The 14,258-nt window shown below is 71.3% G+C and carries 13 protein-coding genes; 5 read left to right on the top strand and 8 right to left on the bottom strand.

All coding sequences use genetic code 11. From position 1 onward, the window contains the following. Window positions 1-199 precede the first annotated feature (199 nt). Window positions 200-1,012, top strand: coding sequence for an ATP nucleotide 3'-pyrophosphokinase (locus ACO0M4_RS20755; RefSeq protein WP_430372289.1), 813 nt, complete (start codon window positions 200-202; stop codon window positions 1,010-1,012). A gap of 22 nt (window positions 1,013-1,034) precedes the next feature. Here ACO0M4_RS20755 and ACO0M4_RS20750 read toward each other — a convergent pair whose 3' ends face one another. From ACO0M4_RS20750 to ACO0M4_RS20740, 3 genes are all read right to left on the bottom strand, one after another. Beyond that, window positions 1,035-1,850: an alpha/beta fold hydrolase gene (locus tag ACO0M4_RS20750; RefSeq protein ID WP_430372288.1), complete on the bottom strand. Its 816-nt coding sequence runs from the start codon at window positions 1,848-1,850 to the stop codon at window positions 1,035-1,037. 171 nt (window positions 1,851-2,021) lie between these two features. Continuing rightward, window positions 2,022-2,477: a carboxymuconolactone decarboxylase family protein gene (locus tag ACO0M4_RS20745; protein WP_430372287.1), complete on the bottom strand. Its 456-nt coding sequence runs from the start codon at window positions 2,475-2,477 to the stop codon at window positions 2,022-2,024. Window positions 2,478-2,687: 210 nt separating this feature from the next. Further along, window positions 2,688-4,019 carry a geranylgeranyl reductase family protein gene (locus ACO0M4_RS20740; protein WP_430372285.1) on the bottom strand — a complete coding sequence of 444 codons (1,332 nt, stop codon included), beginning with the start codon at window positions 4,017-4,019 and terminating at the stop codon, window positions 2,688-2,690. A 118-nt stretch (window positions 4,020-4,137) separates the two neighbouring features. Here ACO0M4_RS20740 and ACO0M4_RS20735 point away from each other — a divergent pair, with 118 nt between their 5' ends. Both ACO0M4_RS20735 and ACO0M4_RS20730 read left to right on the top strand, forming a co-directional pair. Next, window positions 4,138-4,671 carry a GNAT family N-acetyltransferase gene (locus tag ACO0M4_RS20735; RefSeq protein WP_430372284.1) on the top strand — a complete coding sequence of 178 codons (534 nt, stop codon included), beginning with the start codon at window positions 4,138-4,140 and terminating at the stop codon, window positions 4,669-4,671. A 194-nt stretch (window positions 4,672-4,865) separates the two neighbouring features. Beyond that, a complete protein-coding gene (locus ACO0M4_RS20730) occupies window positions 4,866-5,804 on the top strand; it encodes a D-alanyl-D-alanine carboxypeptidase family protein (RefSeq protein ID WP_430372283.1) in 939 nt (312 codons plus the stop codon). A 147-nt stretch (window positions 5,805-5,951) separates the two neighbouring features. Here ACO0M4_RS20730 and ACO0M4_RS20725 read toward each other — a convergent pair whose 3' ends face one another. From ACO0M4_RS20725 to ACO0M4_RS20710, 4 genes are all read right to left on the bottom strand, one after another. Beyond that, entirely contained in the window at window positions 5,952-6,653 is a 702-nt protein-coding gene (locus ACO0M4_RS20725; protein WP_430372281.1) for a demethylmenaquinone methyltransferase, read from the bottom strand. Between the two features lie 305 nt (window positions 6,654-6,958). After that, window positions 6,959-7,543: an imidazolonepropionase-like domain-containing protein gene (locus tag ACO0M4_RS20720; RefSeq protein WP_430372280.1), complete on the bottom strand. Its 585-nt coding sequence runs from the start codon at window positions 7,541-7,543 to the stop codon at window positions 6,959-6,961. 34 nt (window positions 7,544-7,577) lie between these two features. Next, window positions 7,578-8,792, bottom strand: a complete 1,215-nt coding sequence (gene mqnC, locus ACO0M4_RS20715) for a cyclic dehypoxanthinyl futalosine synthase (RefSeq protein WP_430372278.1) — start codon at window positions 8,790-8,792, stop codon at window positions 7,578-7,580. Between the two features lie 190 nt (window positions 8,793-8,982). After that, on the bottom strand, window positions 8,983-10,851 hold the full coding sequence (locus ACO0M4_RS20710; RefSeq protein WP_430372277.1) for a serine/threonine-protein kinase: 1,869 nt from the start codon (window positions 10,849-10,851) through the stop codon (window positions 8,983-8,985). A gap of 162 nt (window positions 10,852-11,013) precedes the next feature. On the opposite strand from ACO0M4_RS20710, the gene ACO0M4_RS20705 reads away from it, so the two are divergent. Beyond that, window positions 11,014-12,180, top strand: a complete 1,167-nt coding sequence (locus tag ACO0M4_RS20705) for an alpha/beta hydrolase (RefSeq protein WP_430372275.1) — start codon at window positions 11,014-11,016, stop codon at window positions 12,178-12,180. An 81-nt stretch (window positions 12,181-12,261) separates the two neighbouring features. On the opposite strand, the gene ACO0M4_RS20700 is transcribed toward ACO0M4_RS20705, so the two are convergent. Continuing rightward, window positions 12,262-13,170: a menaquinone biosynthetic enzyme MqnA/MqnD family protein gene (locus ACO0M4_RS20700; RefSeq protein ID WP_430372274.1), complete on the bottom strand. Its 909-nt coding sequence runs from the start codon at window positions 13,168-13,170 to the stop codon at window positions 12,262-12,264. Between the two features lie 250 nt (window positions 13,171-13,420). On the opposite strand from ACO0M4_RS20700, the gene ACO0M4_RS20695 reads away from it, so the two are divergent. Beyond that, window positions 13,421-13,624, top strand: coding sequence for a cold-shock protein (locus tag ACO0M4_RS20695; protein ID WP_016574426.1), 204 nt, complete (start codon window positions 13,421-13,423; stop codon window positions 13,622-13,624). The last annotated feature ends 634 nt before the right edge of the window (window positions 13,625-14,258 follow it).

Here is a 14,258-nt window from a genome sequence, read left to right as displayed (position 1 = left end):
CGCCCGGCGGCCGTTTCGCGCCGCCCGGCGCACCGATCCGGTCAGCTGACGGCCGTCGGACCGCGCAGGCAGCTACCGATGCGCCGGGCGCGCGTTGCACCTCTCGTCACGGTCCGCACCCGGGCCCGCCGCCCCCGGCGGCAGCCGGGTGCGGCCAACGTCGCGCTCCGGCGCCGGCCGAGAGGAACCCCGCTCCCCGATGAACCCGCACGCCACCGCCCGCCGCACCGTCACCCGGGCCGTACTCACCGCCGCCCTGGCCACCGCCCTCGGCATGGGCGCGGTGCACACCGCCACCGCGACTCCGGCCGCCCCGGCCCGTACTGCCGACCCCGGCGGGTGGAGCCAGGACGGGCTGCACCTGAACGCCGCCGACAACAAGAAGGTCGACGCGTTCGTGGACCGCGCCCGGCAGGCGGAACGGTCCATCAGCCCCCAGGTCCGCACCGCCGCCCTGCTCAGCCACGCCACCGTCGTCGGCTTCGCACAGCGGCTGAAGTCCCCCGACTCGCTCAAGCGGAAGGTGGCCAGCCGGATGCAGGAGACCCCCGGGCAGAGCGTCGAGACCTCCCTCGCCCAGCTCAACGACGCGGTCCGCTACACCCTCCAGTGGCCCTCCGGCCAGTACACCCAGGGCGTCACCGAGGTCGCCGGACTGCTCTCCTCCTGGGGCAACGACAGCACCCGCTGGTCCAACACCTGGAGCCGCGCCAAGGGCTACAAGGCCATCAACGCCGCCTGGCGCGCCCCCCGCTCGGGCCAGGTCTTCGAGGTCCAGTTCCACACCCCGCAGAGCAAGGCCGCCCAACTCCAGACCCACAAGATCTACGAGGAGCAGCGGCTGCCGGGCACGCCTCCGGAGAGGGTGCGTGAGCTCCAGGCCCAGCAGGACGCGATCTTCGCCGCGGTACCGGTACCGGCCGGCGCGGAGCGGCTGACCGCGCCGGTGCGCCGCACCCCCGCGCCCGCGCCCGCCCCCGCGTCGCTCTTCGCCCGGGCCGCCACCGCCTGACCCCGGCCCTGGTCGCCGGCCGTCAGTCCTTGATGAACTCCAACAGGTCCGCGTTGAGCCGGGCGTGGTGGCTGGCGTAGAGGCCGTGGCCGGCGTCCGGGTACTCCTTGTAGACGGCGCCCGGGATCAGTTCCGCGGTCCGCCGGCCGGTGACGTCGATCGGCGCGGAGAAGTCGGCCGCGCCGTGCACGACCAGGGTCGGGACGTCGATCTCGGGCAGCCCCGCCCGGTGGTCGGTGTGGAAGACCGCCTGCTGCACCTGCTGGGTCGCGAACGGCGTGCAGGACATCACCTGCTGGATGGTGAAGTCGACCATGAGGGGGTGGACGTCGTTGCCCAGGTGGGTGGCGAAGAAGATCTGCGCCTGACGGGCCATCCACCGGGGCCGGTCGGTCCGCAGCAGCGCCATCGACTCCTCGAAGGCGGCCTCCGGCAGCCCCGCGGGGTTGTCCTCGGTCCACTTCATGAACGGCAGGGTCGCCGCGAGGAACGCGGCCCGGCGGACCCGCCCGGAACCGTGCCGGGCCAGATAGCGGGCGACCTCCGCACCACCCAGCGAATGCCCGATCAAGGTCACCCCGTCCAGACCGAGGTGGTCCAGCAGGGCGGCCAGGTCCTCCGAGGTCGCATCGGTGTCGTAGCCGCCGGAGGGCCGGTCCGAGCGGCCGTGCCCGCGACGGTCGAGTGCGATGCAGCGGAAGCCCTGCGCCACGAAGTAGGGGATCTGGTACTCCCACATGTCGGTGGTGAGCATCGCACTCGACACGAACACCAGCGGCTCGCCCTGGCCGTACTCCTCGTACCAGAGCCGGGTCCCGTCGTGACCTTCGAAGAACATGGCGCTTCCTCCCGTTATGGTGCGTTCCGCCGCATCCGCTTGCGACGCGTCCCACGATGCCGGGGCGGGAGGGGTGGCTCAATTACTTCCGACGTCATGGGAGTTGGGCCGAAGACCGGAGACCGCCCGCATCCCCTACGGGCGGTCCCGGCCGCGGCCGGCCGGTGGCCGTTACCAGCCAGCGCCCGCCGGCTGCCGGGTGGTGGCGTTGAGCCGGTTGAACAGGTTGGTCAGGCCGATGGTCAGCGTGAGCGCCGCCAGTTGCTTCTCGTCGAAGTGGTCGGCGGCGGCGTCCCAGACGGCGTCCGGCACCGGGTCGGAGCTGTCCGCGAGCCGGGTCACGACCTCGGTGAGGGCGAGCGCGGCCCGCTCCTCGGCGCTGAAGTACGGCGCCTCCCGCCAGGCCGCCACCGCGAACAGCTTGTCGTCACTGACCCCCGCCTTGCGGGCGTTCTTGACCCCGCCGTCGACGCAGTAGCTGCACCCGTTGATCTGGCTGGCCCGCAGGTGCACCAGCTCCAGGGTCTCCTCCGGCACCCCGCCCTTGCGGGTCGCCTTCGCCACGTCGAGGAGCGGCTGCATGGCCTCCGGAATGACCACCGCGGGGTTCTTCATCCGTGCTTCCATCACTGCTCTCCTTAAGGATCCCGATGTATCGCAACCGGCGGCGGCGTCGTGCCGTGTGGTGCCCGACTCCGCGCCGTCACTGCACTGACGGATCCCGCCCGGAGAATGTGACAACGGGCCGGCCCCTTTTTTCCGGGGCCGGCCCGCGACGTCATCGCGCCTGGTCAGGCGCGGTTCAGCGGCTGCTGCCGAGCAGTGGCTCGGGGCGCGTCACGCCTTCGGCGCGACCTTGCTCAGACCGTTGATGATCCGGTCCATCGCGTCGCCGCCCGTCGGGTCGGTGAGGTTGGCCAGCATCTTGAGCGTGAAGCGCATCAGCAGCGGGTGGGTCAGACCGCGCTGGGTGGCGATCTGCATCACCTTGGGGTTGCCGATCAGCTTCACGAACGCCCGGCCGAGGGAGTAGTAGCCGCCGTAGGTGTCCTTGAGGACCTTCGGATAGCGGTGCAGCGCCAGCTCCCGCTGGGCGTACGTGGCACGGGCCTGCGCCTGCACGATCACCTCGGCGGCGAGGGCGCCGGACTCCATGGCGTACGCGATGCCCTCACCGTTGAACGGGTTGACCAGCCCGCCGGCGTCGCCGACCAGGAGGAGGCCCTTGGTGTAGTGCGGCTGGCGGTTGAAGGCCATCGGGAGGGCCGCGCCGCGGATCGGACCGGTCATGTTCTCCGGGGTGTAGCCCCAGTCGGCGGGCATCGACGCGCACCACGCCTTGAGGATCTCCCGCCAGTCCAGCTCCTTGAAGGAGGCCGAGGTGTTCAGCACGCCGAGCCCCACGTTGGAGGTGCCGTCGCCCATGCCGAAGATCCAGCCGTAGCCCGGCAGCAGCCGGTCCTGGGCACCCCGGCGGTCCCACAGCTCCAGCCAGGACTCCAGGTAGTCGTCGTCGTGCCGCGGCGAGGTGAAGTACGTCCGCACCGCGACGCCCATCGGCCGGTCCTCGCGCCGGTGCAGCCCCATCGCCAGCGACAGCCGGGTGGAGTTGCCGTCGGCGGCGACCACGATCGGGGCGTGGAAGGTCACCGGTGCCATGTCTTTCGAATCAGACCCAGCTTCGCCGAGCTTGGCGTGCACGCCGGTGATGTGCCCGGTCAGCTCGTTGACGATCGGCGCGCCCACGTTGCACCGCTCGTAGAGCCGGGCACCGGCCTTCTGCGCCTGCCGGGCCAGCTGCTCGTCGAAGTCGTCCCGCTTGCGGACCAGACCGTAATCCGGGAAGGAGGCGAGTTCCGGCCAGTCGAGCTGGAGCCGGGAGCCGCCGCCGATGATGCGCAGACCCTTGTTGCGCAGCCAGCCGGCCTCTTCGGAGATGTCGATGCCCATCGCGATCAACTGCTTGGTGGCGCGCGGGGTGAGCCCGTCACCGCAGACCTTCTCGCGCGGGAACGCCGTCTTCTCCAGGAGCAGCACGTCCAGACCGGACTTGGCGAGGTGATAGGCGGTGGTCGCGCCGGCCGGCCCGGCACCGACGACGATCACATCCGCGCTGTGCTCCGATCGGGGTGTGGTCACGGACGCGGTCACGGACGCGGACTCGGTCACGGCATTTTCTCCCGAAAGTCGATATCTGGATATCCGGTCTGGATATCTGGGTGCCGACCGGCACTGGGCAGGTGCAGTCTATGGGGGCCTTGATGATCGGAAACTGAAGGGTTGTCCCATGACGCCTGCGCCCGCCCCCCGGCCCACGCGCCCCCTCCCCGCCGTCGAACTGCGGATACCCACCGACGAGGACGCACTGCACTGGCACCGGGTCTTCAACGACCCCGAGGTGATGGAGTTCCACGGCGGCGCCCCCGCCGAACTCTCGGTCTACGAGGAGCTCACCGCCCGCCAGCGCCGCCACCACGCCGAACGGGGCTTCTGCCTCTACACCCTGCTGGACCCGGCGGACGGCGCGGTCATCGGCTTCACCGGCGCCCAGCCCTGGCCCAGGGAGTGGGGCCCGACCGGCGAGATCGAGATCGGCTGGCGACTGGGCCGGGCGTACTGGGGCAAGGGGTACGCCACGACGGCCGCGCAGCGGGCGCTGGACGTCGTACGGGCGGCCAAGGTCCGCGAGGTGGTGGCGATGGTGGACACCCGCAACGCCCGGTCGATCGCGGTGACCCGACGCCTGGGGATGCGCCTGGGCGAGACGTTCCAGAGACCGGCCAGCGAGCGGACGGCCCACTGCTACCGGCTGGTCCTCTGACCCGGGGGCGGGATTTCCGACCCCGGGACGGGATGTCCGCCCCGGGGCGCGCTGCGGGCCCGGCCGAGGGGCGGGGCGGGAACTCAGGCCCGGCACCGGAGGAATCCCCACCGCACCAGAAATGACCGAAACAAAAGCACCGCCGACGCATCCATTGCCGCACCCCGAGTGTCTCAAGGGAGAGCGGCACTCTCATGTGCCCGCACTGCAGGGGTATTTGGAGCATCCACTTGAAAATTGGCATCAAAGGCATCAAGGGCATGCGGCGCGCGACCGCGGTGGCCGTCACCACCGGAGCCGTCCTGACCGCCGGAGCGTTCGGCTCACAGGCGCAGGCCGCCACCCTCCCCACGCCCAGCATCACCGCCGCCGGCGGCTTCGTGATGAACAACGGCACCGGCTCGACGCTCTTCGCCAAGGCCGCGGACACCCGCCGGTCCACCGGCTCCACCACCAAGATCATGACGGCCCGGGTGGTGCTGGCCCAGAAGAACCTCAACCTGGATTCCAAGGTCACGGTTCAGAAGGCGTACAGCGACTACATCGTCAACAACGACTGGGCCTCGTCGGCCCATCTGATCGTCGGCGACAAGGTGACGGTCCGCCAGCTGCTCTACGGGCTGATGCTCCCGTCCGGCTGCGACGCCGCGTACGCGCTGGCCGACACGTACGGCACCGGCGCGACCCGGGACGCCCGGGTGAAGTCGTTCATCGGCCAGATGAACGCCACCGCCAAGAGCCTGGGGATGAAGAACAGCCACTTCGACTCGTTCGACGGCATAGGGCGTGGCACGAACTACTCGACGCCGCGCGATCTGACCAAGCTCGCCAGCAACGCGATGAAGTTCTCCACGTTCCGCACGGTCGTGGGCACCAAGTCCACCAAGCAGAAGGTCACGACGAAGAGCGGCGGCTACCGCTACATGTCGTGGACCAACACCAACAACCTGCTCGGCAGCTACCAGGGCACCATCGGTGTGAAGACCGGCTCGGGCCCGGAGGCCAAGTACTGCCTGGTCTTCGCCGCCACCCGCGGCGGAAAGACCGTCATCGGCGCGGTCCTGTCCTCCTCGTCCCTGGACAACCGCACCGCGGACGCCAAGAAGCTGATGGACTACGCGTTCAAGAAGTAGCCGGCGACCGCGGCAGCCCGGGAGGCCGTAGCCCATCCCGGGGCCACCGCACTCCGGCCCAAGAAGCCGCCCCCGACCGTGAGACCACGGGCGGGGGCGGTTTCTTTGGGGCGTCGGTGTGCCGTCGGCCAGGCTCCGACTCCCGGCTCAGCCCTCGACCGGCTTGGTGCCCCGGTGCAGCGCCACGACCCCACCGGTCAAGTTCCGCCAGGCGACCTCGGTCCAGCCCACGCCCTGGAGTCGGGCGGCCAGCTCGGGCTGGTTGGGCCAGGTGCGGATGGACTCCGCGAGGTAGACGTACGCCTCCGGGTTGCTGCTGACCGCGCGGGCGACCGGCGGCAGCGCCCGCATCAGGTACTCGGTGTAGACGGTCCGGAACGGCGCCCAGGTCGGCTCGCTGAACTCGCAGATCACCACCCGCCCACCGGGCTTGGTGACGCGGTACAGCTCGGCCAGCGCGGCATCGGTCTCCTGGATGTTGCGCAGCCCGAAGGAGATGGTGACGGCGTCGAACACCCCGTCCGCGAACGGCAGCCGGGTCCCGTCCCCCGCCGTGAACGGCAACCACGGGTGCCGCTTCTTGCCCTCCCGCAGCATCCCGACCGAGAAGTCGCACGGCACGACGTACGCCCCGGTCCGCGCGAACGGCAGCGAGGAGGTACCGGTCCCGGCCGCGAGGTCGAGCACCCGCTCGGCGGGCCGCGCGGCCACCGCACGGTCCACCTCCTTGCGCCAGAGCCGCGCCTGGCCCAGGGAGAGCACGTCATTGGTGAGGTCGTACCGTGCCGCCACGTCGTCGAACATCGCGGCGACTTCGTGCGGCTGCTTGTCCAGGGATGCTCGGGTCACCCGGCCATTGTCCACCGTGCGGAACCGGCCCCCGGCACCGGGCGGCCCGACGGGCCCGCGGCGCGGCGAGCGGGGCCGGCGGAGCGGTTGGTCGGGGACGGCCGTCATGCCCCCCTCTGACATTCCGGGCGGTCGAGCGGTGCGTAGCGCATCGTGAGCGGCCGGGCGACGGCCGTCCCCGCGATCAAGATCATGCCGGGCTGAATCGCCCGTTCCGCTTCCGTTGACACCGCCCTGACGTGCAGGTGGCGGGCCCTGACGGGTTCTTGACGGGGACGCGTCGGCGACGGGGCCGCCGCCTCGGGTCAGCGGCGGCGGTGGACCAGGCGGCCGGCGAGGACGGTGGCCAGACAGGTGCCGTCCGGGGCGAAGACGGCGAAATCGGCCGGGGCACCGGGCGCGAGGGCGGCGACCGGATGGGGCGGGCCCTCGGGGGCCACGGCCCGGCCACCGGTCTGCCGGAGACCGGACCGCTGCACCGCCGTACGGACCGCGGGGCGGGTGAACGGGCCGGCCAACGAGGTGGTGCCGGCGGCCAGCAGGCGCTGGAGGCCGCGCCGGGCACTGGCGCCCCAGCGGGTCTCGGTCATGGGGAGGGCAGCCAGCGCCGCGCCGGTCAGCGGCTCGGCGCCGAGTTCGGCGGCCTCGCGCGGATCGGGGTGGTAGGCGCCCTCCAGCAGCGCCGCGCCGTCCGGTTCATGGCGGCCGGGGGTCAGGGTCCCGTCCCACTCCCGGATCCGGACCCCCGTGCCGTACGCCGCCAGCAGTTCCTCGTACGGGCCGACGGCGGCCAGCCGGTCGCCGTCGACGACGACCGCGTACCCGGTCAGCGGCTCGGCGTCCTTACCGGGGCCGAGCCGGACGGCCCGCGCCTTGTGGAGCGTCAGCATCCCTGTACCGCTGATCCGTCGGCGTTCGCGGCGGTCAGTTGGCGTCGACGAGCTTCAGTTCGGGGTGGGCGGTGCCGCCCTCGATGGCCGTCGAGGAGAGGTGCGAGACGACCCGGTCGTCGACCGGGTCGTTGGCCGGGTCGTCGTGCACGACGAGGTGCTCGTACGTCGTCGCACGCTGCGCCGGGACCCGGCCCGCCTTACGGATCAGGTCGATGATCTCCTGGCGGTTGGAGCGGTGCTTGGCACCGGCCGAGGAGACCACGTTCTCCTCCAGCATGATCGAGCCGAGGTCGTCCGCGCCGTAGTGCAGCGACAGCTGGCCGACCTCCTTGCCGGTGGTCAGCCACGAGCCCTGGATGTGGGCGACGTTGTCGAGGAAGATCCGGGCGATGGCGATCATGCGCAGGTACTCGAAGAGGGTGGCCTGCGTCTGGCCCTTCAGGTGGTTGTTCTCCGGCTGGTAGGTGTACGGGATGAAGGCGCGGAAGCCGCCCGTACGGTCCTGGACGTCGCGGATCATCCGCAGGTGCTCGATCCGCTCGGCGTTGGTCTCGCCGGTGCCCATGAGCATCGTGGACGTCGACTCCACGCCCAGCTGGTGCGCCGTCTCCATGATCTCCAGCCAGCGCTCGCCGGACTCCTTCAGCGGGGCGATGGCCTTGCGGGGGCGGGCCGGGAGGAGTTCAGCACCGGCGCCGGCGAACGAGTCGAGGCCCGCGGCGTGGATCCGGGAGATCGCCTCCTCGACGGAGACCTTGGAGATCCGCGCCATGTGCTCGACCTCGGAGGCGCCGAGGGAGTGGATGACCAGCTGCGGGAACGCCTTCTTGATGGCCGAGAAGTGCTCTTCGTAGTACTCGACGCCGTAGTCCGGGTGGTGGCCGCCCTGGAACATGATCTGGGTGCCGCCCAGTTCGACGGTCTCCGCGCAGCGCCGCAGGATGTCGTCGAGGTCGCGGGTCCAGCCCTTGGCGGTGTCCTTGGGCGCGGCGTAGAAGGCGCAGAACTTGCAGGCCGTCACGCAGACGTTGGTGTAGTTGATGTTGCGCTCGATGATGTACGTCGCGATGTGCTCCGTACCGGCGTAACGGCGGCGGCGGATGGCGTCGGCGGCCTGGCCCAGTGCGTGCAGCGGCGCGGAGCGGTAGAGGTCGAGCGCCTCCTCCGGCGTGATGCGGCCGCCCTGTGCGGCGCGGTCGAGTACGGCTGTGACATCAAAAGACTTGAGGTCGGCGTTCTCGGTCACCGGGGCGTCCCTTTCGGAGGCGGACAAACAGTAAGCACTGAAGGACTGAACCAGCGTACGCCAGGGGTCTGACGGTGTGGGTGGGGGTTGGTCCGCGGGCGGAGCGACCGGCCCGCCGGCACGGGCGGGGCCGGCCCCACCGGCCCGTTCACCCGCCGGTGGGGCCGCCCGTCGGCCGTCGCGCTTCCCGTCAGCCGCCGCTCTTCGTCAGGGTCGCCTTCGGGGTGCCGCCCCGCTTGTCGTCCGAGGTGAAGATGAGCGCGCCGTCCTTGCCGAGGGTGTACGTCACGGTGGAGGTGTTGCCCGTGCAGCCCGGCCCCTGTCTGCCGTCGGGGCTCTCCCGTAGGACCAGCTTGTTGCCGGAGACCGACACCAGCTTCGCCTCGGACTGACAGCGCACCAGCACCACGTCGTACGTGGTCCGTACGACGACATCGCCCTCGTTGCCGGCCTTGATGACGCTGGTCATGGTGCCGTTGGGAAACCCGTTCGCCATGGTGACGGTGCCGCTCCAGGTGCCGAGGAAGCCCGTGGGGACGCCCTTGCCGGTGGCTTCGGTGGGCGCGGCCGTCGGGGTGTGCCCGGTCGGCGGCGTGGCGGCCGAGCCGCCGCCCCCCGGCCCCTTGAGCACGGCGAAGAACACTGTGGCAGTGGTGGCGACCGCCAGCGCGCCGGCCACCGAGAGCACCAGCGTGCAGCTCATCCGCCGGGGCCGGTCCGCGCCGCCGAGCACACCGCTGAGCGCGATCTGCCGCTCCTTGGGGACGGCAGCCGGGGACGCCGCGGAGCCGGTCGGCAGATCGGCGAGACCGGACGGGGAAGACGAAGGAGAGGCGGAGGGAGAGGGAGCAGGAGAGGGAGATGAGGACAGTGACGGGGGTGTGGGCGGCAGCGGGGGCGCGGCGGGCGGGGCGCCGGCCACCGGCCAAGCGGACGGCGCCGTAGCCGGCCCGCCGCTCTGCGCCCGCGGATCGAACGCGATCAACCCGGACCCCGCCTCGAAGCCGAACCCCGACGCCGAACCGGCAGCACCGGCAGCACCAGGAGCGCCGGTTTCCACACCTGCACCACCCAAGGCGCCCGCGTACGCCCCATCCGCCCTGTCGGCACCGGCCTCCGGGCCCTCCGGGACCGCCGGGCCCCCGCCCTCCTCCGCGTCCAGGTCCAGCAGCGCCACCACCTGTCGGCTGACCTGCTCGACCAGGGGGCCCGGCAGCCAGCCGGCACGCACCAGCCCGGCCACCCCGCCGCTGCCCTCCCCCGCGAGTCGTGCCGCGACCAGGTCGGGCGCGGGCCGCCGGGCGGGGTCCTTGGCCAGGCAGGCGGCCACCAGTTCCCGCAGCCCGCCGGTGAGTTCCGGGCCCAGTTCGGGTTCCTCGTGCACCACCTTGTAGAGCAGCGTGGCGGACGAGTCCCCGGAGAACGGGCCGGCCCCGGTTGCCGCGAACGCCAGTACCGCCCCCAGGGAGAAGACGTCGGCGGCGCCCTCCGCGCCCTTGCCGAGGATCTGCTCGGGCGCCATGTAGCCGGGCGAGCCGACCGAGACCCCGGTGGAGGTCAGTGCGGCGGCGCCGTCCGTGGCCCGGGCGATCCCGAAGTCGATCAGCCGGGGCCCGTCGAGCGTCAGCAGCACGTTGGAGGGCTTGACGTCCCGGTGGACGAGCCCCCGTGCGTGCACCGCGGTCAGCGCCTCGGCCAGGCCGGCGCCGAGGGTCCGTACGGAGTGTTCGGCGAGCGGGCCGTGGTCGACGACCGCCCGGGCCAGGGAGGGGCCGGCGACGTAACCGGTGGCGACCCAGGGGACGGGGGCGTCGGGGTCGGCGTCCAGGACGGGCGCGGTCCAGGCGCCGCCGACCCGCCGCGCCGAGGCGACCTCGCGTCGGAAGCGGGCCCGGAACTGTTCGTCGGCGGCGTACTGGGCATGCACGGCCTTCACCGCGACGGTCCGCCCGCCGGCGCTGCGCCCCAGGTAGACGCGTCCCATTCCGCCCGCGCCCAGGCGGCCGAGCAGCCGGTATCCGCCCAGGGCCCGTGGGTCCTCGTCGGCCAGCGGTTCCATGGCGCCTCCCCCTCCAAGACGGCGGCCCCAGCTTATGACCCAGTTCATGGCGCGTTCCGGAAACCCCCGTCCCGCTTTCCGCATCAAACAGGGCACAAGCCGACCATCCGCCCCGCGACTCCTTGCTCAGGGTCCGTCCATCGGGAGATCGGGAGAACGCCCATGTACCGCACCCCCGGGGACCGCCCACACGACCCGCGCCAGGAGTACCGCAGCGGGCGTCGCGGCCTGCTGAGGCACTCCCGCTTCCTCGGGCGCGGCCGTTCCGCCCGGCGTACCGCGGAGGGCCGGCAGGACGCGCGCCCCCGGTGGCGCGCGTCCTTCCTCACCGGCCTGGTGGCCGTGGTCGGCCTCTGCGCCTATCCGACCGTCAAGTACCTGGACGTGCTCAACGACACCGGTGAGCCGATGTCGTTCAGCCGGGCGCTGCCCGACGGCGTGCCCGGCCCGGTGCGGGCGTCCGTGGCGGACCCGGCCGTGCGGATGCCGACCGGCCCGCATGCCGCGTTCCGTACGTCCGCCACGCTCGGCGACGGCACGAAGATCGGCGTCACCACCCTGCACGGCAAAAAGTCCGGGTTCACCGGCAAGGTGTGGGTCTGGGCGCCCAAGGAGTACTACGAGGACCGCTACCGGAACAGCGCGTTCCCGGTCCTGATCGCCCTACCGGGCAGTTACGGCTACCCCGCCAATTACTGGGCGGCGACCGGCCACAAGCTCCAGCAGGCCGTCAGCGACCTGGCGGCCCTGGGCCGCAGCCAGCCGTTCCTCCTCGTGATGCCGGTCCTCAACCCCGACAAGCACTACTACGACGGCAGCGACATCCCGGGGCAGCCCAAGATGGGCACCTGGATGTCCGACGACGTCCCCGACCTGGTCAAGGCCAACTTCCGGACGTTCACCAGCCGCGACGGCTGGGCGTTCATGGGGTCCTCGTCCGGTGGTTTCGTCGCCCTGAAGCAGGTCCTCCAGCACCCGGACCGCTTCAAGGCGGTGATCGCCAGCGGCCCGGACACCCGCCCGGACTCGCCGCTGTGGCGCGGCCACCGGAGGGAGCAGCGGGCCAACGACCCGGAGCTGCTGGCACAGCACCTGGCCACCCGCCCCGGCGCCCCCGATGTGTACGTGCAGTTCCAGATCGGCACGAAGGAGAGCGGCCGGGCCAACCTGGAGCGCTTCGTGCAGCGGTACGCCAAGGGGCCGGTCCACGCCCAGCTGCACGTCATCGAGGACGGTGGCCACAACGCCCGCAGCTATCTCCGCGGGATGCGGGACGCGAGCCTGGAGGCCGTCAGCCGGGTCCTCCGCAGCCCGACACCGGCACCGTAGGCGCGTGGGGGCCGGTGGGCGCCCGGCGGAACCGATGGGCCCCGTCCGCCGGCCACGCGGCACCGGCCATGATCCACCGCCCTAGCGGCGGTCGTCAGCCCCCGCCGGCAGCAGCTCCACCTTCACGTCGGCCGGGAACCCGGTGGTCGGACCCACCCGCCGGGCGAACTCGGTGACGCCGCGCAGCTGGTCCGGCCCGAACCGGAAGTCCAGGGTGGTGAAGTACCGCTCCAGCAGCGCCTCGTCGAAGTACTCCCAGCGGGCGGCCTGCTCGGCGACCTTGCCGACCTCCTCCAGCGAGAGGTCCCGCGAGGCCAGGAACGCCTCGTGCACCTTCTGGACCACCCCCGGCTCGCGCTCCAGGTAGTCGCGCCGGGCCGCCCAGACGGCGAAGACGAACGGGAGTCCCGTCCAGTCCTTCCACATCTGGCCCAGGTCGTGGACGTCCAGGCCGAGCTTGGGTGCGTCGTGCAGGTTGGCCCGGAGCGCGGCATCGCCGATCAACACCGCGGCCTCGGCCTCCTGCATCATCAGCCCGAGGTCCGGCGGGCAGGTGAAGTAGTCGGGCTGCACCCCGATCTTCTCGGCGAGCAGCAACTGCGCCAGCCGGACGGAGGTCCGCGAGGTCGACCCGAGGGCGACCCGGGCGCCGTCCAGCTTCTCCAGCGGCTTCTGCGAAACGATCACGCAGGACATGACCGGCCCGTCACAGCCGACCGCGAGGTCGGGGAAGGCGACGAGGTCGTCGGCGGCCCGCAGGAACTCGACGAGCGTGATCGGCGCGATGTCGAGCTCCCCGCGCACCAGCCGCTCGCTGAGCTTCTCGGGGGTGTCCTTGGTGAGGTCCAGATCGAGGAGGGTGCCCGTACGGGCCAGGCCCCAGTAAAGGGGCAGGCAGTTCAGGAACTGGATGTGGCCCACTCGCGGCCGGCTGCGACGGTGGTCTGCGTCGGCTCCCGCGAGTGCGTCTCCAAAGGTTGAATTGTCCACATGCGGAGGCTAGACCCGGCGCTTCCGGCGCCGGACGCCGGGGGCCCGGTGTTGCCTTTTCCGCTCCCGGCCAAACGTGATCTTTAGCTCTTCCACCTCCGGAGCGCACCGTGCTAGGCTCAGGCCAAGTTGCAGTTTGGTTTCCCTTGCAGTACAGAGCCTGCGGAGCATGTGACCCGCAGGCTTTTGTAGTTTTCAGACTTCTTTGCAGGTTCTGGAGCAGGGCAACCCTTTGGCCCAAGGAGGGCTCATGGCTACCGGAACCGTCAAGTGGTTCAACGCTGAAAAGGGCTTCGGCTTCATCGCCCAGGACGGCGGCGGCCCGGATGTCTTCGTCCACTACTCGGCGATCAACGCCTCTGGTTTCCGCTCCCTTGAGGAGAACCAGCAGGTCACCTTCGACGTCACCCAGGGCCCGAAGGGCCCGCAGGCGGAGAACGTTTCGCCGGCCTGATGTAACCGCTCGGGTCGTTCTCATCTGATCGACCAGTAGCACCCAAGGAGCCCCCCTCCACCTTCGGGCGGAGAGTGGGGCTCCTGCCTTTTGTACACTCTTTCGTACACCCCGGCCGTCGCCCGCTTTTCCCGCTCGCCCGCGCGCCGGAAAATGAATACCAGGTGAATAACCACCGCCCCGAGGCCGCGGGGCAGCGCATCGCACGGGTCGCCCGCCGTCCGGCGCCGCCCCCATGTGGCCCGGCCCCCGCCCCCGGAGCCCGTCGGTGATCCCGCTCCACCGGATACGGAACGAATAATTCCCCGAACCGGAACGCCCGGGAATACGCATCCGCGGGAAGACCGGGAAGAGCGGATTGCGCATTTCCTGGATTCTCGCGGCGCGGAAAATCTTCCCCAATTCCCGCCGGAACCCGCTGCCGTGGCCGTCGCACGCGCGCCCCGGCAGGCCCCGGCACGGCACTGGCCTGCGGACTCCCCTGGGCACGCGGCCCGTGGCACCCCACTGATCGGAGACCACCCACCGAATTCGGGCGGGCCCGGAAAAACCGGACCTTCGGCCGAATCGGGAAACCGTTCCTGGTGATTGCAGTACCGATCGATGCGATCACGGAAAGTGGCCACACGGCCAC

Source organism: Streptomyces sp. RGM 3693 (assembly GCF_050471125.1).
Lineage (GTDB): Bacteria > Actinomycetota > Actinomycetes > Streptomycetales > Streptomycetaceae > Streptomyces.
Note: the sequence above shows the minus strand (reverse complement) of the source record. Positions and strands in the feature narration are given on the sequence as shown.